Here is a 17,844-nt window from a genome sequence, read left to right as displayed (position 1 = left end):
GTTCTGCTCTGCTACATTGCCCGCCATGAACCCCAACACACTTCTTTTGGCGGATGGCGACCTGGCAGGCAAGCACATCGTGCTGGGTCTGACGGGCGGTATTGCCTGCTACAAATCGGCCGAACTGTGCCGGCTGCTGATAAAGCAGGGCGCTACGGTGCAAGTGGTGATGACCGAGGCGGCAGAGCAATTCATCACGCCCACCACCATGCAGGCGTTAAGCGGCCGGCCGGTCTACAGCTCGCAGTGGGATACGCGCGAGCCCAACACCATGCCGCACATCAATCTGAGCCGCGAGGCCGATGCCATCCTGATTGCCCCTTGCAGCGCCGACTTCATGGCGCGGCTGGTGCAGGGCCGGTCGGACGAATTGCTGAGCCTGCTGTGCCTGGCCCGGCCGATCGCCAAGGTGCCCTTGCTGATTGCCCCGGCGATGAACCGCGAAATGTGGGTGCACCCGGCCACCCAGCGCAATATGGCCCAGTTGGCCGAAGACGGAGCGCATCTTCTGGGCGTGGGTAACGGCCCGCAGGCCTGCGGCGAGACCGGCGATGGCCGCATGCTGGAGCCGGCCGAGATGCTGGAAGATGTGATTGCCTTTTTCGCGCCCAAGCCGCTGGCCGGCCAGCGCCTGCTGGTCACGGCCGGACCGACTTACGAGGCCATCGACCCGGTGCGCGGCATTACCAATCTGAGCAGTGGCAAGATGGGCTTTGCCATCGCCCGTGCGGCGCGCGAGGCCGGTGCCGAGGTGACCTTGGTGGCCGGGCCGGTGGCTTTGGCGACGCCGCGTGGTGTCACCCGCATCGACGTGAAATCTGCACAAAACATGCTTGCAGCGGTGGTGGAATTTGCGCAGGCAGCTAGTATTTTTGTAGCTACAGCGGCCGTGGCCGATTGGCGACCCGCGCATGCCGCCGAGCAAAAAATCAAGAAAGACGGCTCGGGTGTCACGCCCCAGCTGCAGTTTGTGGAGAACACCGACATCCTGGCTACGGTGGCCCAGTCTGCCCGCGCGTTGAGCGGGGCCTTGTTCTGCGTGGGTTTTGCCGCCGAGAGCCAGGACCTGCTGGCCAATGCCCAGGCCAAACGCAAGCGCAAGGGCGTGCCGCTGCTGGTGGGCAACATCGGCCCGGCCACCTTTGGCAAGGACGACAATGCCCTGCTGTTGGTGGATGCGCACGGCGCCACCGAACTCCCCCATGCTTCCAAATTGAGCTTGGCGCGCCGCTTGGTCGCCGAGATCGCTACCCGACTCCCGCTATGAAAATCGACGTTCGCATTCTTGACCCCCGTATGGCAGACCAGCTGCCGGCCTACGCCACCCCCGGCAGCGCTGGCCTGGACCTGCGCGCCTGCCTGGAAGAGCCGCTGACCCTGGCGGCCAACGCCTGGAAGCTGGTGCCCACTGGCATCGCCATCCACCTGGCCGACCCCGGCTATGCGGCGCTGATATTGCCGCGCTCCGGCCTGGGCCACAAGCATGGCATCGTGCTGGGCAATCTGGTGGGCTTGATCGACAGCGACTACCAGGGCCAGCTGATGGTCAGCGCCTGGAACCGCAGCACGGTGCCTTTCACCATCGACCCCATGGAGCGCCTGGCGCAACTGGTGATCGTGCCGGTGGTGCAGGCACAGTTCAATATCGTGAATGAATTCCCCACCGCGTCGGAGCGCGGCGAGGGCGGTTACGGCTCTACTGGCAAGGCCTGATCGGGGCCGCCCGAGAAGCTTGCAATAAAGGCCGGCTCGGTCGCAAAGCCCAGCCAGCGCTGGGCGGCGGCCTGCAGCACCGCCGGGTCGCCGCTGGTGGTGAGCTGGACCCGGCCCGGGCCGGCTGTGGCCAAGGTCTGAGCGGCCTCCAGCAGGCGGCGGGTGTGCCGTGCTACCGGTTTGCCGGTGGACAAAATCTGCACCTGCGGGCCTACCAATTCAGCCAGCTGGTCTTGCACGAACACATAGTGGGTGCAGCCCAGCACCAGGGTGTCGATTTCACCGGTTTGCGTACCAAATCGGCCCATAGCGCCGATGTTATCTGCGCAGAGTGCTATCACTTTTGAATCATCAGCCGTGGCCACGCTGCGGCTGATGGCGTCCGCCAGGCCGTCGCAGGGCTGCACGATGTACTCGGCCTGGTCCTGCAGGCTGCGCCGCAGGGCGTCGAACTTGGCGCTGGTGACGGTGCCGCGCGTGCCGATCACACCCACGCGCTTGGTCTTGCTGGCCGCGGCTGCCGGTTTCAGGCCAGGCTCCACGCCGACGATGGGCAGGTCTGGGTGCTCGGCGCGCAGCAAGGCTACGGCCGCCATGGTGGCCGTATTGCAGGCAATCACCAGGGCCTTGATGCCGTAGCGGCTGCGCAGATGCTGCGTCACCGCCCGGCTGCGGGCGATCACATAGGCGTCGCCGCGCTCACCGTAGGGCGCGTGCCCCCCGTCGTCCAGGTAGACGAAGTGCTCCAGCGGCAGCTCGGCGAGCAGCGCCTGCAAGACGCTCAGGCCGCCGATGCTGCTGTCGAAGACGCCTATAGCATGTTGGCCCCCACGCTGGTCACTGCGTGTACTGCGCTGCCCCCCGAGGGGGAGCTCGCTTGCTTGGGGCGGCCCGGCGCGGCGCGATGGACTCAAGCTGCAGCCACCCCAATGCCCTTGAATTCGCCGGTGGCGATCTTCTTTTGCCATTCGGCCGGGCCGGTGATGTGGGCGCTGGTGCCGCCGGCATCCACAGCCACGGTAACGGGCATGTCCACCACGTCGAATTCGTAGATGGCTTCCATGCCCATGTCGGCAAAACCCACCACCTTGGCGGTCTTGATGGCCTTGCTGACCAGGTACGCGGCGCCGCCCACGGCCATCAGGTAGGCGCTTTGGTGCTTCTTGATGGCTTCGATGGCGACCGGGCCGCGCTCGGCCTTGCCGATCATGGCGATCAGGCCGGTCTCGGCCAGCATCATTTCGGTGAAACCATCCATGCGGGTGGCGGTGGTGGGGCCGGCGGGGCCCACGGCCTCGTCACGCACCGGGTCGACAGGGCCAACGTAGTAGATGACGCGGTTGGTGAAGTCCACGGGCAGCGACTCGCCCTTGGCCAGCATGCCCTGGATGCGCTTGTGGGCGGCGTCGCGGCCGGTCAGCATCTTGCCGTTCAGCAGCAGGGTGTCGCCGGGTTTCCAGCTGGCGACTTCGGCCTTGGTCAGGGTGTTCAGGTCTACCTTTTTGCTGGTTTTGTAGTCGGGCGTCCAGTTCACGTTGGGCCACAGGTCCAGCGATGGTGGGTCCAGGTAGACCGGGCCGCTGCCATCCATCACGAAGTGGGCGTGGCGGGTGGCCGCGCAGTTGGGGATCATCGCCACGGGCTTGCTGGCGGCGTGGGTGGGGTACATCTTGATCTTCACGTCCAGCACGGTGGTCAGGCCACCCAGGCCTTGGGCGCCAATGCCCAGGGCATTGACCTTTTCCATCAGCTCGATGCGCAGGGCTTCGACCTTGGTCAGCTCGGCACCGGAGGCCTTTTTGGCCTGCAGCTCGTACATGTCCAGGTCGTCCATCAGGCTTTCCTTGGCCATCAGCACGGCTTTTTCAGCGGTACCGCCGATGCCTATGCCCAGCATGCCGGGCGGGCACCAGCCAGCGCCCATGGTGGGCACGGTCTTCAGCACCCAGTCGACGATGCTGTCGCCGGGGTTGAGCATGACCATCTTGCTCTTGTTTTCGCTGCCGCCGCCCTTGGCCGCGACCGTCACTTCGACGGTGTTGCCGGGCACGATCTCGGTGAAGATTACGGCGGGGGTGTTGTCCTTGGTGTTCTTGCGGTCGAAGTGCGGGTCGGCCACCACGCTGGCGCGCAGGGTGTTGTCGGGGTGGTTGTAGCCACGGCGCACGCCTTCGTTGATGGCGTCGTCCAGGCTGCCGGTGAAGCCTTCCCAGCGCACGTCCATGCCGACTTTCAGGAATACGTTGACGATGCCGGTATCCTGGCAGATCGGGCGCTGGCCGGTGGCACTCATCTTGCTGTTGGTCAGGATTTGCGCGATCGCGTCCTTGGCCGCTGGGCTTTGTTCGCGCTCATAGGCGCGCGCTAGGTGGGCGATGTAGTCGGTGGGGTGGTAGTAGCTGATGTACTGCAGGGCGGCGGCTACGGATTCGATCAGGTCGGCTTGGCGGATGGACGTGCTCATGGTGGGGTCTGTAGTTGTGGGGAAACCCTAGGATTATCTCTGTTGCGATGGGTTAAGGTTCTTGGCAGCCCAGCATAGACTTGTGCATTGTTTTTATTATCAGAATCGAGTGAGCATGCAAATTTTTACCCACATGAAAGTCATGACCCGTTTGAATCTGGTGTTTGGCTTGGTGCTGGCGTTGTTGGCGCTGGTCATCGCGGTGGCTTTGGTGCGCCTGGGCGACCTGGGGCAGATCAACCAGCGCATGGTGGACGAGGGCTTTGTCAAAACAGCGGCGGCTGCCCGTATCAATGTGGCGACGCGGACCATTGCGCGCCGTACCGTCGAGCTGTTTTTTGCCGTGGACAAGGCGCAGGAAGATAAGACGGTGGCGGACATCGAGGCCGAAAAGAAGCAAATCACGGATGCCCTGCAAACCCTGGCGCGGCTGGAGGGCTCCACTGAAGGCAGCGCCATGGTGGCGGCGATCGAAGCCAACCGCAAAAAGCACGCGGACTCGTTTGCCAAGGTGCTGCATTCCATCGCGGAAGAGGAGCTGCCCGATGCGCGCAAGGAATCCAAGGAGCAGACCCTGCCCACCCTGGACGCCATGCAAGCCCAGGTGGAAGCGCTGGTGGGCAAGCAAAAAGAGCTGGCCGATGCCGATGCGGCGGACGTGCTGCAGCGTATCCGCACCACCCGCAGTTTGCTCTTGGGCCTGGGGCTGGCTGCCTTGCTGCTGGGCAGTGGCGCTGCGTTTGCGATGGGCCGCAGCATTGTTCGGCCGCTGAACCAGGCTTTGCTGCTTTCAGAAGCCATCGCCACGGGTGACTTCAGCCAGAAGTTCGAGGTGCAGGACGGTGGCGAGTTTGGCCGCCTGCTCGGCTCCATGGGCGATATGGAGGCCAAGCTCAGCGATCTGGTGCTGCGTATCAAGGACGCGACGGGTTCCATCGCCGTGGCCTCTCGGGAGATCGCCCAGGGCAACGCGGATTTATCGCAGCGCACAGAGTCCCAGGCGGCTTCGCTGCAAAAGACGGCATCCAGCATGCAGCAGTTCACCGCCACGGTGCGCGAAAACGCCCAGCGGGCCCAGAGCGCGGATGGACTGGCGGGCAATGCGTCGCAGATCGCCTTGCGCGGTGGCGCCGTGGTGGGCGAGGTGGTGGTGACCATGGACGCGATCAGCGCCAGTTCCAAAAAGATTGTGGACATCATTGGCGCGATCGAAGGCATCGCCTTCCAGACCAATATCCTGGCGCTGAATGCCGCCGTGGAAGCCGCCCGTGCCGGCGAGCAGGGGCGGGGTTTTGCCGTGGTGGCTAGCGAGGTGCGCAACCTGGCCCAGCGCAGCGCCGAAGCGGCCAAAGAGATACGGGGGCTGATTGGCAATTCCGTGGCCCAGGTGGAGAGTGGTGCATCGCGAGTGGGGCAGGCCGGGCGCACCATGCAGGAAATCGTGCAGGCCGTGCAGCAGGTCACCGGTGTGCTCGCAGAAATGAAGGATGCGTCGCTGCAGCAAAGCGATGGCATTGAGCACGTCAACCAGGCGGTGATGGAGCTGGAGCTGGTGACGCAGCAAAACGCATCGCTGGTTGATGAGACCGCTGCTGCTGCCTCGGCCATGGCGGAGCAGGTGGACCGCTTGCAAACGGCTGTAGATGCCTTCAAGGTTTAGCCAACCGTCCTGGTGGTTGCTACATAAAAAATAGCTGCTACCGTAGGTACTGCTTGCGCTAGCGGCCTCTTTTTTATAAACCGTATGGTTTAGCCTGGCGCCACACCGCCCTAGCATGGGTTGTGACAGTCAAAAAACTGACACATGCGCTTCCTATGATTCCGGTTACATGTGTTGCACACCTGCTGTTGCAACGCTGCCGAATTTCATAAACCCACGGAAGCCTCCATGTCTGAACTGAACCTTGCTTCGCGCCGCAGCGCTTTGAAATTCCTGGCCACCGCGCCCATGCTGCCCCTGGGCGCCTTTGCCACCACTTCGCTGCTGTCGGGCTGCGCCACCACGGCACCGAGCACGGCCGGTTTTGCATCTGCCAGCTTCACCGGCATGGCCGCACCCACGCTGGCCAACCCGGCCGCCATGGCGACCGTGGCCGTAGGTTCCACCCTGAACATCACCTACAAGGACAACACCACGCAAAGCTATAAGCTGGCCTACCAGCCCTTTTTTGTGACTGGCGACATGGTGCCAGACGGCAAGGGCGGCAAGGTGCTGGCCGGTGGCTATTTCGACATCCGCAACCAGCCGATTCTGGACAAGTCGGTGGCCGGCAAGGAACGCCATTTCTACTCGGACTGCCCGGACGGCTCCTCGATGCTGAGCCTGCCTGATTCCGTTGCGGCGAATGTCCCCGGCATCAAAGGCAAGGCCGTGTTTGCCGTGGTGCAGTTTGAATACACCACCCGCGACCAGGCCGGTGCTGATGCCTACGGCACGCTGCCGTCGCCCATCGCGGTGCTGACCCTGGACCAGGACCCCAAGACCGGAAAGCTCAGCCTGGTGAAGTACCACAACGTGGACACCTCCAGCGCCCACGGCCTGTGGATCACCTGCGGCGCCAGCCTGTCTCCCTGGAACACCCATTTGTCCAGCGAAGAATACGAGCCCAACGCGCCCTTTATCGACGAAGTCAAGCACTTCAAGACCTTCAGCAAGAACCTGTTTGGCGACGAGAACAAGGCCAACCCTTACCACTACGGCCACCTGCCCGAAGTGACCGTCAACCCCGACGGCACCGGCACCATCAAAAAGCATTACTGCCTGGGCCGCATCTCGCACGAGCTGATCCAGGTCATGCCCGACAACCGCACCGCGCTGATGGGTGACGACTTCACCAACGGCGGCCTGTTCATGTTCGTGGCCGACAAGGAAAAAGACCTGTCCGCCGGCACGCTGTACGTGGCCAGCCTGGACGCCGGTTTCTCGGTGGACCCGGCTGCTGCCGGTGCCAGCGTGTACTGGATCAAGCTGGGCCATGCCACCAGCGCCGAGATCGAGCAGATGGCCAATACCCTGAAGCCCAGCGACATCATGGACGTGCGCAAGGCCGACCCCAAGGACGCCAGCTTCACCCAGGTCTTCATCGACGGCGTGGCCAACTGGGTCAAGGTCAAACCCGGCATGGAAAAAGCCGCCGCCTTCCTGGAAACCCACCGCTATGCCGGCGTGATGGGCGGCACCATGGCCTTCACCAAAATGGAAGGCACCACCGTCAACATCAAGGACAAGGTGGCCTACTCCGCGCTGTCCTATATCCAGAACTCCATGGTCAAGGGCGGCAAGGGCTGGACCGCCAGCAGCGGTATCGCTGTCAGCAAAGCCCTGGTGGCCGGCGCCGTGGTCGAGCACAAGCTGGCCGGCGGCCAAAAGGACATTCTGGGCGCTGCCATCCAGAGCGAATGGGTGCCTACCGTCACCAAGACCCTGCTGGCCGGTGAGGACATTGCTGCCGACGCCATGGGCAACCTGGCCCATATCGACAAGATCGCCAACCCCGACAACCTGAAGTTCTCGGAAAAGCTGCGCACCCTGTTCATCGGTGAAGACACTAGCCTGCACGTCAACAACTACCTGTGGGCCTACAACGTGGACACCAAGGCGCTGACCCGCGTGCTGTCCACCCCCGCAGGCGCCGAATCCACCGGCCTGCACGCGGTGGACGAGATCAACGGCTGGACCTATGTGATGAGCAACTTCCAGCACGCTGGCGACTGGCTGCCCCCGCTGCACGGCAAGGTGCAAGCCGTACTGGACCCGCTGGTGCGCGCCAACTACAAAGACCGCTTCGGCGCCGCCGTGGGCTACCTGACCGCCGACCCGGTGGCCATCAAGCTGGGTTGATCCCTGGTAGCTCGTTGCTATTGAAAAGAGAGCTTCTAGCGCAGGTTCTATATGCGCTGGAGGCTCTTTTTCTTATTGGATTCAGCATCCATAAAAAAAGCCCGTCGAGGAATCGGCGGGCTTTTGCACGGGTACAGCCAGCAACAGCGTGCTTACAGCACTTTGCTGAGGAATTTGCGCGTGCGCTCTTCCTTCGGGTTGTCGAACAGCTCGGTCGGCGTGCCTTGCTCGACCACCAGGCCTTCGTCCAGAAACAGCACGCGGTCGGCTACCTGCCGGGCAAAGCCCATTTCATGGGTCACGACCACCATGGTCATGCCTTCTTCGGCCAGCGCCTGCATCACGGCCAGCACTTCGCCGACCATTTCCGGGTCGAGCGCCGAGGTCGGCTCGTCGAACAGCATGATGCGCGGCTGCATCGCCAGCGCGCGGGCAATTGCCACGCGCTGCTGCTGGCCGCCGGACAGCTGGTTCGGGTAGGCGTCGATCTTCTCCAGCAGTCCCACCTTTAGCAGCAGCTCGCTGGCCCTTGCCCGGGCTTGGGCGTCGGTCAGCTTGCGTACCTTGCTCGGTGCCAGGGTGATGTTTTCCAGCACCGTCTTGTGCGGGAACAGGTTGAAGCGCTGGAACACCATGCCGATCTCGGCGCGCAGCGCGTCGATATTGGTCTTGGGGTCGTGCACCGACACATTGTTCACCAGCACGGTGCCGCCGGATGCGTCTTCCAGCCCGTTCAGGCAGCGCAGAAACGTGCTCTTGCCCGAGCCGGACGGCCCGATGACGCAGACCACTTCGGACGCATGGATCGCGCAGTCGATGCCGCGCAATACCGGTGCCGTGCCGAATTGCTTGGTCAGTTTCTCAACGCGAATCACCACGTCCATAACGAGCCTCCAGTTGTTTGATGCCGTAGGCCAGGCCCAGGGTCAGCACCCAGTACATCAGTGAAATCGCCAGGTACGGCTCCCAGTAGCGCGAGTAGGCGCCGGCCACGGTGCGCGCCGCGTAGGCCAGCTCGGCCAGCCCGATGGCCGATATCAGCGACGAGTCCTTCAGCAGCGAGATCGCGTTGTTGCCCAGCGGCGGCAGCATGCGGCGAAACGCCTGCGGCAGCACGATGTGGAACATGGTGCGCCGAAACGACATGCCCAGCGAGCGCGAGGCCTCCACCTGGCCTTTGTCGATCGACTGGATGCCGGCGCGGAAGATCTCCGAGATATAGGCGCCGGCATTCAAGGTCAGCGCCACGATGCCTGATACAAAGGCGCCGTAGTTCTGCTTGATGTTGCGCGCAGTGTCGCCCGAGATGAACAAGCCATCCGCCGGGTTGATGAACAGCGGCAGCACCGCGAAGTGGATCAGCAGAATCTGCACGAACAGCGGCGTGCCGCGGAAGAAGCTGACGTACACGGTGGACGGCCAGCGCAGCAGGTATTTGCACAGCTGTTTGGCCGGTGAGTGGCGCGCTTCGGCCACCCGCGCCATACCGATCGCCAAGCCCAGGGCCGTGCCCTGGACGATGCAGATCAGCGTGACGGCGATGGTCATCTGCAGGCCACGCCAGAACAGCTCGGCGTATTCCGCAATGATGTCGGCGCGGAACCAGCCGAACCAGAGAACTTGTTCCATCGAAAAAAACTACCGGGCTCGGTTTATTGCGCGGGCAGGGCGGGTGCGTCGGCCTGGAACCACTTCTTGTAGATCGTCGCGTAGCTGCCATCGGCCTTGACGGCGGCCAGGCCGGTGTTCAGCTTGTCCAGCAGCGCCTTGTTGCCTTGCTTGACGACGATGCCGAAGAACTCCTTGGGGAAGCTCGGGTCGTTCACCGTCTTCAGCTGCTTGTGCTCTTGCACGCGGAAGGCGATCACGCCGTTATCGCCGATGGCGGCGTCCAGGCCGCTGTTGGCCAGTTCGGCGATCACCACCGGCGTGCTTTCAAAGCGGCGGATGTCGGGGTTGGTCTTGCCGAATTCGCGCGAAGAGATGTCGTCGCCGGTGCTGCCGGTGACCACGCCGATCTTCTTGCCGGCCAGGTCCTTCAGCGTCTTGGCGGTGCTGGCTTGCGGCACGGCGATCAGCTGGCGGGCTTCGAAATACGGGGCGGTGAAGTCGTACGACTGCTTGCGCTTGTCGTTGATGGTCACGCCGGAGATCACCAGGTCCACGTCGCCGTTGTTCAGCGCGGCGAAGATGCCGGTCCAGGGGGTGTTGACGATCTTGATCTGCAGGCCGGCTTTTTGCGCCACGGCCTTGATGATGTCCACGTCGTAGCCGACGATTTCCTTGCTCGGGCTCTCGTAGGCGAACGGGCGGTAGGTGGCGCTGGAGCCGACCACCAGCTCTTTGTTTTGCGCTTGGGCGCTGCCGAAGGCACCAAGTGCAATGGCGAAGAAGCCAGCGGAAGCTGCGATTTTGTGGAAGATTTGCATGGGGTGTGCCTGTAGGAATGGTGGGGAATTGGTTAAGTATTCGCTAAACCAATCGCGGAATATACCAATTGGGCGACATGCAATAGGCATGCCGTCGCTGGATGCACAGCGCGATACCTCCCCTTGTCTGTCTCGGCCGAGTAGGGATAAATGCTATAAAAAGAATAGTGGAGGATGCAGGTAAATACTGCGTTATCCGCTGTTTTTTAGATCACCTGCGTCCTTTAGACCTGTCAGGCTTTTTCATGCGGGAAACTAGTAACCCATTGCCAAGCCGTCTTTGCGATGGTCCGAGGCGCCCAGCAGCGTGCCCTTGTCCCAGTCGATCCGAATCGCCTGCGCACCGCCAATGGCGTAGGTGGGTGACTCGAAGCTGAAGCCTCGGCGGCGCAGCTCATCGCCTACCTGGGATTGCAGCAGGGCTTCGATTTCCAGGCTGCCCGAGCCGGGAATGGGGAACAGCCGTGGCAGGTTCATGGCGCTTTGCAGATCCAGGCCATGGTCGAATAGGCGCGACAGGAAATGGGCGTGGCCGGTGGCCTGGTAGTGCCCGCCCATCACGCCAAAGGCCATGCTGATGCGACCGTTTTCGGCCACCATGCCCGGAATGATGGTGTGCATGGGGCGTTTTTTGGGGCCGATGGCGTTGGGGTGGCCTTCCACCAGGTTGAAGCCTTCACCCCGGTTTTGCAGCAGGACGCCCGATTGGGGCGCCATCAGGCCGCTACCGTAGTGGTAGAAGATGGAGTTGATGAAGCTCACGGCGTTGCGGTCTTTGTCCACCACGCTGATGTAGACCGTGTCGCGGTGCGTTGGGCCATTGAATTCTGGCAGGTCGGTGATCGCCCTCGACAGGTCGATGCGCGCTGCGAGCTGGTCGAGCAGGGTGTCGGACAGCATATGCTCCACCCCGGCGCTCGCGCTTTGCGGGTCGGCAACCCAGCTGTCGCGGGCGGCGTAGGCCAGGCGCGATGCCTCGATCAGGATATGCAGGTTGTCGGCACTCTGCGGGTCGCCCTGGAGGCTGAAGCGGGACAAGATGCCCAGAATCATTAGCGCAATCACGCCCTGTCCGTTGGGGGGGCATTCGTACACCGTGCGTCCTCGGTAGGGGCTGCTGATGGGCTGGACGTATTCACCGGCAGCATCGGCAAAGTCTTGCAGGGTGTGGAAGCCGCCGCGGTCGCGCAAGTAGCCCACGATATCCTCCGCGATGGGGCCACGGTAGAAAGCGTGTGCACCTTCTTTGCCGATAGCCTCCAGGGTGTTGGCCAGCAGGGGTTGGTACTGTATGTCACCCATGCCGGGGGCTTTGCCATCTGTCAGAAAAGTCGCCCGCGCCGTTGGGTCGCGCTGCAGCAGCGCTGCTTCTTCGGCCAGGTCAAACGCGACGCGGGGCGTAATGGCATAGCCTTCGCGGGCCATGGCCACTGCGGGTGCCAAAACGTCTGACATCGGCATACGGCCGTGGTCGGCCACCAGGCGGCACCAGGCGTCTACGGCGCCTGGCACCGTGACGGCATGGGGAGAATGCCGTTCGATCTGGGTGACGCCCGCTTCGCGTAATGCGGCCAGGGACATGGCCGCCGGTGTGCGGCCAGAGCCGTTGTAGGCGCGGATGTCAGTAGAGCCGCCGGGCGACAGCAGGGCAAAACAGTCGCCTCCCACGCCTGTGGAGCCGGCCTCCACCACGCACTGCACAGCGCAGGCCGCAACGGCGGCATCCACGGCATTGCCCCCGGCTTTGAGTGTTTCGATGGCCGTCAATGTGGCGGTGGGGTGGGAGGTGGCAGCCATGCCGTTGCGGGCTGCGGCCATGGAGCGGCCTGGGAGTTCGAAGTTGCGCATAAGCTTGTCTTTGTTTGTTGTGGTGTTGAGTAAAGGCTTGGATATCCCGGCTGAAAAAGCCTGGGTTGATGGCTAGCCGCCGATTTTTTGGATGAATTGCCGGAACCGTTCGCTACGCGGCTGGGTGAAGACCTGCTCGGACGGGCCTTCTTCTTCGATGCAGCCCTGGTGCAAGAAAACTGTGCGCGTTGATACATGGCGTGCGAAGCCCATTTCATGGGTCACTACCAGCATGGTGCGGCCCTCTTCGGCCAGTGCGCGCATGACGCGCAACACTTCGCCCACCAGCTCCGGGTCCAGTGCCGATGTGGGCTCGTCGAACAGCAGCACATCGGGACGCATGGCCAAGGCCCGGGCAATGGCCACCCGCTGCTGCTGACCACCTGACAGGGTGCTGGGGTAGGCATCGCGCTTGTGCGCCATGCCTACCTTGTTCAGCAGTGCTTCGGCCTCGGCAACGCATTCGGCGCGCGGGCGCCGTTGCACACGTGTGGGGGCTTCAATGAGGTTTTCCAGCACCGTCTTATGCGTCCAGAGGTTGAAGCCCTGGAACACCATGGCGGCACTGGTGCGGATGCTCGAAAGCTGTGCGGCGTCGGCCACGCTGCGGCGGCCATCGTGGCGCTGCTTGAGTTGTACCTGTTCGTTGCCTATCTTGACCTCGCCGCTGTCCGGCATTTCGAGGAAGTTGATGCAGCGCAGCAGCGTGGACTTGCCGGACCCTGAGGCACCCAGAATGGCGATCACGTCGCCTTGCCGGGCGGTGAGTGAAATACCTTTGAGTACCTCTACGTCGCCGAAGCTTTTGCGGATATTGGTGAGTACGATTTTGTCCAAAGCGGGTGCCGTGAAGTGGGTAGATGGTTTCAACGCGTGCCTTGGCGCGTCAGGGATAACGCCGATTCGAGCATGTGTACCAAGTGCGTCAGGATGAAATTCAGCGCCAGGTAGATCAGGCCAGCGCACATGAAGACTTCCACCGAGCGGTAGGTTTGCGAGATCAGTTTTTGGGCCAGGCCGGTAACGTCCATCAGTGTGATGACCGAAGCCAGGGACGTGGCCTTGACCATCAGGATCAGCTCGTTTCCGTAAGCGGGCAGGGCGTTGCGCAGTGCGAGCGGGAACACAATGCGCCGCAGGCGCAGGCCTCGGCCCATGCCGCAGGCCGCTGCGGCCTCTAGCGCGCCGTGCGGGACCGACGCGATACCGCCCCGGATAATTTCGCTGCCATAGGCCGCCGTGTTCATGGCCAAGGCGATGACCGCGCACCAATAGGGCGAGCGGAATAGCCCCCACAAGCCCAGCGCCTGCAGCTCGGGCCGGAATTGACCCAGGCCGTAGTAGATGAGAAATATCTGGATCAGCAGCGGTGTGCCGCGAAACACATAGACATAAGCGCGCGCGCCGGCTTGTAGCGGTGACGCGCCACCGGTGCGCATGAGGGCCAGCGTCAGCGCCCCGGCAAGGCCTATCGCGGTAGAGGTCAATGCCAGATTGAGTGTCAACGGTAAGCCACCGAGCAGGGTCAGCAATGTTTCACTGAGGAACGTGAAATCCATTAGGTTCTCCGATAGGGGCGCATCGTGTGGGCTTCCGCAAGTGCGAAAAAGTGGCCGGAGACCGAGGTGATCAGCAGGTACAGCAGCAGGGCTGCTGCATAAAAGACAAAGGGCATGCGGGTCGAGCCGGCACCCAGCTGGGCCGCCCGTAGCAGCTCCACCAGTCCGATGACCGAAATCAGCGCAGACTCCTTCACCACCAACTGCCAGACATTGCCCAGCCCGGGCAATGCGTGCTTGAGCACGTGGGGTGCGATGACGCTGCGAAACACCTGTGCGAGCGACATGCCGACAGCGTGGGCAGCTTCCATCTCGCCGTGGGGCACGGCTTGGTAGGCGCCACGGTAGACCTCGGCCTGGTAGGCGGCTGACACCATACCGAGGGCGAGTGCGCCTGTGGCAAAGGTCGGCATGCCAATGAATTCGCTGTATCCCACAAGCTTGCCTATTGCGGCAAGCGCATTGCTACCACCAAAGTAAAAGAGGTAGATCACCAGCAGGTCGGGCACCCCGCGCAATACCGTGGTGTACGCGCTGGAACATCTGCGCAGCCAAGGCCCACCGGCAACGCGTGCACAGGCCAAGGCCACGCCAAGAACTGCACCAATGCAAAGACCCATGACGGCAACAGCGACGGTCATTGCGGCTCCGAGGAGCAGCATCCGTCCCCAACCATCCCATGCAAAAATCAAACTGAGGGTGTTCACTGCACCGGTGCCCATCGCAGCTTGCTTAGTACAGCTTGGCCTTGAGCCACTTCTCGGCCAGCTTGTTGACCGTGCCATCGGCCTTGGCTGCAGTGATGGCTTCGTCGAACATGGCTTTCAGTGCTTTGTCATCTTTGCGCAGGCCGACTGCAATCCCCTTGCCAAATACATCACCTACGAAAGTCGGACCCGACAATTTGAAGTCTTTGTAGTCTGGCTTGTTCAGTAAAGCGGACAAGACGCTGCGTTGGGCGATGACGCCGTCCAGTCGGCCCGACTTCAAGTCCAGGTCATGCTGCTCGGTGGTCTTGTACTCGCGGACCTCGACCTGCCCTTTGAGGTACTTGTCGAGGAAGTTGGCGTTGGCCGTAGAGCCCTGCGTGCCTATGGTTTTGCCCTTGAGAGCGGCGGCAACCATGTCTAGTGCCTTTTTGGCGGCTGCGGGATCGCCCGCCAGATCTACCGTGGTGCCGGTGCCTGGCAGCGAGGCCAGGGCGCCTGTTTTTTCGACCATGAAACTGGCGGAAGTGGGGGCATAGGGTTCACTGAATGCGATGACACCCAACCGCTTGTCCGTGACGATCATCGAGGCCATGATGGCGTCGAATTTCTTCGCGTTGAGTGAAGGAATCAAGCCATCCCAGTCCTGCGCCACTATGGAGCACTTGATTTTCATGCGCGCACATAGATCCTTTGCCAAGTCGATTTCCAGGCCTTGCAAGGTGCCGCCGGGGCCAGTGAAGTTCCAGGGTTCATAAGCTCCCTCTGTGGCGATGGTGATGGATGTGGGCTTGTCTTGTGCCATAGCCCCGTTGGCCAATACAGACACCAGCATCAGGCTGGCTAATACGCATTTCAACATTTTCTACTCCTATCCAGTTGCAACTTTGGTGGGGTATCCATAATTGGATACAAAATAGTATCCAATGTCATCATGGAGTGCAAGTGGAATTTTTACGGCCTGTTGTGGCCTTGGGCGAGACGCATAATCACAGTCAGTGGAGTAACAAAGCAATGAACAAGCCAGTGGATGGTGTGGAGCGGGTAACGCAATCGGCGCGTCAGCGGACCTATGACGAACTCAAGAATCTGATACTGACGGGGCGCCTGCGGCCGGCCGAGCGCTTGGCAGAAAGTCGTCTTGCCGAGCAGCTAGGCGTTAGCCGCACTCCGCTGCGTGAGGCCTTGATGAAACTGGAGAAAGAAGGTCTGGTGGTGGGGCAGCGCAATGTTGGTTACAGCGTGGCGGATGTGAACCTGGATTCGGTTGGGGACATGCTTGCTGTGCGTGGAGCCCTTGACGTCTTGGCCATTGAGACCGCTTGTGTTACGGCTACCGAGGAAGATTTTCAACGTGTACGTGACATCGTGACAGAGATGGATGCCTTGAAAACGCCTGCGGTGAACAGCCCTGCAGACGCAGCCAGGTATCTAGAGCTGGGCTTGTTAATCCATAAAGTCATCGTGCAGATGACCCGCAACGAAGCGTTGATTGCGATGACCAACCAGATCTACGAGAAACTCCAATTGGCGTTGCTGCTGGAGGTACTCTGGACCGATATAGACGACTCCGGTTTGGAGGAGCACAAGGCCATCGCCCAGGCTCTGTTTGCCAGAGATCCCGTGGCTGCGGCACAGGCGGCTCGCATGCATGTGCAGAGCAGTTTGAAAAATATGACCAAGGTGCGGGAGGTGCTCAAGTACCGCCGTGAAGCAAGAGCGTATTGACCCACGGCCCAGCGAAGACTTCTGGCCTTACGAATCCGGTGGAAATTGAGAATTACTATCATCTTTCGATTTAACGCTCTGATAGGCCGCTATGACCACCCGTTCCGAACGCGATACCTTTGGCCCGATTGACGTGCCGGCCGACAAACTGTGGGGCGCGCAGACGCAGCGCTCGCTGCAGAACTTCGACATCTCAGGCGAGCAACAGCCGCGCGAAATCATCCGCGCGCTGGCCCAGGTGAAGCGCGCGTCGGCCGTGGTCAACCACGCGCTGGGCCTGCAGGACGAGAAGAAAACCCAGGCCATCGTGGCCGCGGCTGACGAGGTGATTGCCGGTAAGCACCCGCACGAATTCCCGCTGGTGGTCTGGCAGACCGGCTCGGGCACGCAGACCAATATGAACGTCAACGAGGTGCTGGCGAACCGCGCCAGCGAGCTGCTGGGCGGCGAGCGTGGCGAGGGCCGGCTGGTGCACCCGAACGACGACGTGAACCGCAGCCAGTCCAGTAACGACGTGTTCCCTACCGCCATGCACGTGGCGGCGGTGGATGCATTGACCCATAAGCTGCTGCCCGCGATTGAAAAGCTGCGCGTCACGCTGGCCAAGAAGTCCGCCGACTTTGCTGACATCGTCAAAATTGGCCGCACCCATTTGCAGGACGCCACGCCGCTGACCCTGGGCCAGGAATTCTCGGGCTACGTGGCCCAGCTGGAACATGGCGCGCGCCATGTACAGGCCGCCTTGCCGCACCTGTGTGAACTGGCGCTGGGCGGCACGGCGGTGGGCACCGGGCTGAACGCGCCCAAGGGCTATGCCGAGCAGGCGGCGGCCGAGCTGGCGCGCCTGACCGGCCTGCCGTTTGTGACGGCGCCCAACAAGTTCGAAGCCTTGGCCAGCTGCGACGCGCTGGTGCACGCCCATGGCGCGTTGAAGACCCTGGCTGCCAGCCTGGTGAAGATCGCCAACGATGTACGCTGGCTGGCCAGCGGCCCGCGCAGCGGCATCGGCGAATTGAGCATCCCTGAGAACGAACCTGGCTCCAGCATCATGCCGGGCAAGGTCAACCCCACGCAGAGCGAGGCCGTGACCATGCTGGCGGCCCAGGTGTTTGGCAACGACGTGGCGATCAATTTCGGCGGTGCGTCGGGCAACTTCGAGCTGAACGTGTTCCGCCCGATGGTGGCGCACAACTTCTTGCAGAGCGTGCGCCTGCTGGCCGACGGCATGGTCAGCTTCAACGACCACTGTGCCGTGGGCATAGAGCCAAACCGCGAGCGCATCACCGCGCTGGTGAACAGCTCGCTGATGCTGGTGACAGCGCTGAACACCCACATTGGCTATGACAAGGCCGCCTTCATCGCCAAGAAGGCGCACAAGGAGGGCAGCAGCCTGCGCGAGGCGGCCGTGGCGTCCGGCCATGTGACGGGCGAGCAGTTCGACCAATGGGTGGTGCCCGGCAACATGGTTGGGCGCTGATCTGCGGCTGAGCTCTATGCTACTGAATTAATAGCTGCTCGTGCAGGTAAATCCTGCGCCAGAGGCCTAAAAGGCTTG

At 62.2% G+C, this 17,844-nt stretch carries 16 protein-coding genes; 6 read left to right on the top strand and 10 right to left on the bottom strand.

Annotation, left to right across the window (positions count from 1 at the left end):
• The first annotated feature begins 25 nt into the window (after positions 1 to 25).
• Positions 26 to 1,267 (top strand): bifunctional phosphopantothenoylcysteine decarboxylase/phosphopantothenate--cysteine ligase CoaBC, encoded by a 1,242-nt coding sequence (coaBC, locus tag AC07O2_RS15790; protein ID WP_495076695.1) that lies wholly within the window; start codon positions 26 to 28, stop codon positions 1,265 to 1,267.
• Positions 1,264 to 1,713 (top strand): dUTP diphosphatase, encoded by a 450-nt coding sequence (gene dut, locus AC07O2_RS15785; protein WP_495076694.1) that lies wholly within the window; start codon positions 1,264 to 1,266, stop codon positions 1,711 to 1,713. Before coaBC ends, dut begins: the two co-directional genes overlap by 4 nt.
• Here dut and murI read toward each other — a convergent pair.
• Both murI and AC07O2_RS15775 read right to left on the bottom strand, forming a co-directional pair.
• Positions 1,689 to 2,528: a glutamate racemase gene (gene murI, locus AC07O2_RS15780; protein WP_495076729.1), complete on the bottom strand. Its 840-nt coding sequence runs from the start codon at positions 2,526 to 2,528 to the stop codon at positions 1,689 to 1,691. The genes dut and murI overlap by 25 nt on opposite strands.
• A 95-nt stretch (positions 2,529 to 2,623) precedes the next feature.
• Positions 2,624 to 4,177, bottom strand: coding sequence for a fumarate hydratase (locus AC07O2_RS15775; protein WP_495076693.1), 1,554 nt, complete (start codon positions 4,175 to 4,177; stop codon positions 2,624 to 2,626).
• A 115-nt stretch (positions 4,178 to 4,292) separates the two neighbouring features.
• Here AC07O2_RS15775 and AC07O2_RS15770 point away from each other — a divergent pair, with 115 nt between their 5' ends.
• Positions 4,293 to 5,837: a methyl-accepting chemotaxis protein gene (locus tag AC07O2_RS15770; RefSeq protein WP_495076692.1), complete on the top strand. Its 1,545-nt coding sequence runs from the start codon at positions 4,293 to 4,295 to the stop codon at positions 5,835 to 5,837.
• Between the two features lie 228 nt (positions 5,838 to 6,065).
• Complete coding sequence (locus AC07O2_RS15765; RefSeq protein ID WP_495076691.1) at positions 6,066 to 8,018, top strand: PhoX family protein; 1,953 nt, start codon at positions 6,066 to 6,068, stop codon at positions 8,016 to 8,018.
• Positions 8,019 to 8,170: 152 nt separating this feature from the next.
• Here the strand turns inward: AC07O2_RS15765 and AC07O2_RS15760 are convergent, their stop codons facing one another.
• From AC07O2_RS15760 to AC07O2_RS15725, 8 genes are all read right to left on the bottom strand, one after another.
• Positions 8,171 to 8,893: an amino acid ABC transporter ATP-binding protein gene (locus AC07O2_RS15760; RefSeq protein ID WP_495076728.1), complete on the bottom strand. Its 723-nt coding sequence runs from the start codon at positions 8,891 to 8,893 to the stop codon at positions 8,171 to 8,173.
• The gene (locus AC07O2_RS15755; protein WP_495076690.1) at positions 8,880 to 9,647 is read right to left on the bottom strand and encodes an amino acid ABC transporter permease; all 768 of its coding nucleotides are present in this window, start codon (positions 9,645 to 9,647) and stop codon (positions 8,880 to 8,882) included. Before AC07O2_RS15755 ends, AC07O2_RS15760 begins: the two co-directional genes overlap by 14 nt.
• 23 nt (positions 9,648 to 9,670) lie before the next feature.
• On the bottom strand, positions 9,671 to 10,447 hold the full coding sequence (locus AC07O2_RS15750; protein WP_495076689.1) for a basic amino acid ABC transporter substrate-binding protein: 777 nt from the start codon (positions 10,445 to 10,447) through the stop codon (positions 9,671 to 9,673).
• 255 nt (positions 10,448 to 10,702) lie between these two features.
• Positions 10,703 to 12,295, bottom strand: coding sequence for a gamma-glutamyltransferase family protein (locus AC07O2_RS15745; RefSeq protein ID WP_495076688.1), 1,593 nt, complete (start codon positions 12,293 to 12,295; stop codon positions 10,703 to 10,705).
• Between the two features lie 72 nt (positions 12,296 to 12,367).
• Entirely contained in the window at positions 12,368 to 13,132 is a 765-nt protein-coding gene (locus AC07O2_RS15740; protein ID WP_495076687.1) for an ABC transporter ATP-binding protein, read from the bottom strand.
• Positions 13,133 to 13,161: 29 nt separating this feature from the next.
• The gene (locus AC07O2_RS15735) at positions 13,162 to 13,854 is read right to left on the bottom strand and encodes an ABC transporter permease (RefSeq protein ID WP_495076686.1); all 693 of its coding nucleotides are present in this window, start codon (positions 13,852 to 13,854) and stop codon (positions 13,162 to 13,164) included.
• Entirely contained in the window at positions 13,854 to 14,576 is a 723-nt protein-coding gene (locus tag AC07O2_RS15730) for an ABC transporter permease (RefSeq protein WP_495076685.1), read from the bottom strand. The genes AC07O2_RS15735 and AC07O2_RS15730 overlap by 1 nt, the downstream gene beginning before the upstream one ends.
• Before the next feature lie 10 nt (positions 14,577 to 14,586).
• Positions 14,587 to 15,423, bottom strand: coding sequence for a lysine/arginine/ornithine ABC transporter substrate-binding protein (locus AC07O2_RS15725; RefSeq protein WP_495076684.1), 837 nt, complete (start codon positions 15,421 to 15,423; stop codon positions 14,587 to 14,589).
• A 152-nt stretch (positions 15,424 to 15,575) separates the two neighbouring features.
• Here AC07O2_RS15725 and AC07O2_RS15720 point away from each other — a divergent pair, with 152 nt between their 5' ends.
• Both AC07O2_RS15720 and fumC read left to right on the top strand, forming a co-directional pair.
• Complete coding sequence (locus tag AC07O2_RS15720) at positions 15,576 to 16,289, top strand: GntR family transcriptional regulator (RefSeq protein WP_495076683.1); 714 nt, start codon at positions 15,576 to 15,578, stop codon at positions 16,287 to 16,289.
• Between the two features lie 91 nt (positions 16,290 to 16,380).
• On the top strand, positions 16,381 to 17,766 hold the full coding sequence (fumC, locus tag AC07O2_RS15715) for a class II fumarate hydratase (protein WP_495076682.1): 1,386 nt from the start codon (positions 16,381 to 16,383) through the stop codon (positions 17,764 to 17,766).
• The last annotated feature ends 78 nt before the right edge of the window (positions 17,767 to 17,844 follow it).

The organism is Rhodoferax sp. GW821-FHT10B06, assembly GCF_059415605.1.
The sequence above is the reverse complement of the archived record's forward strand: the minus strand, read 5'-3'. Positions and strand labels throughout refer to the sequence as shown.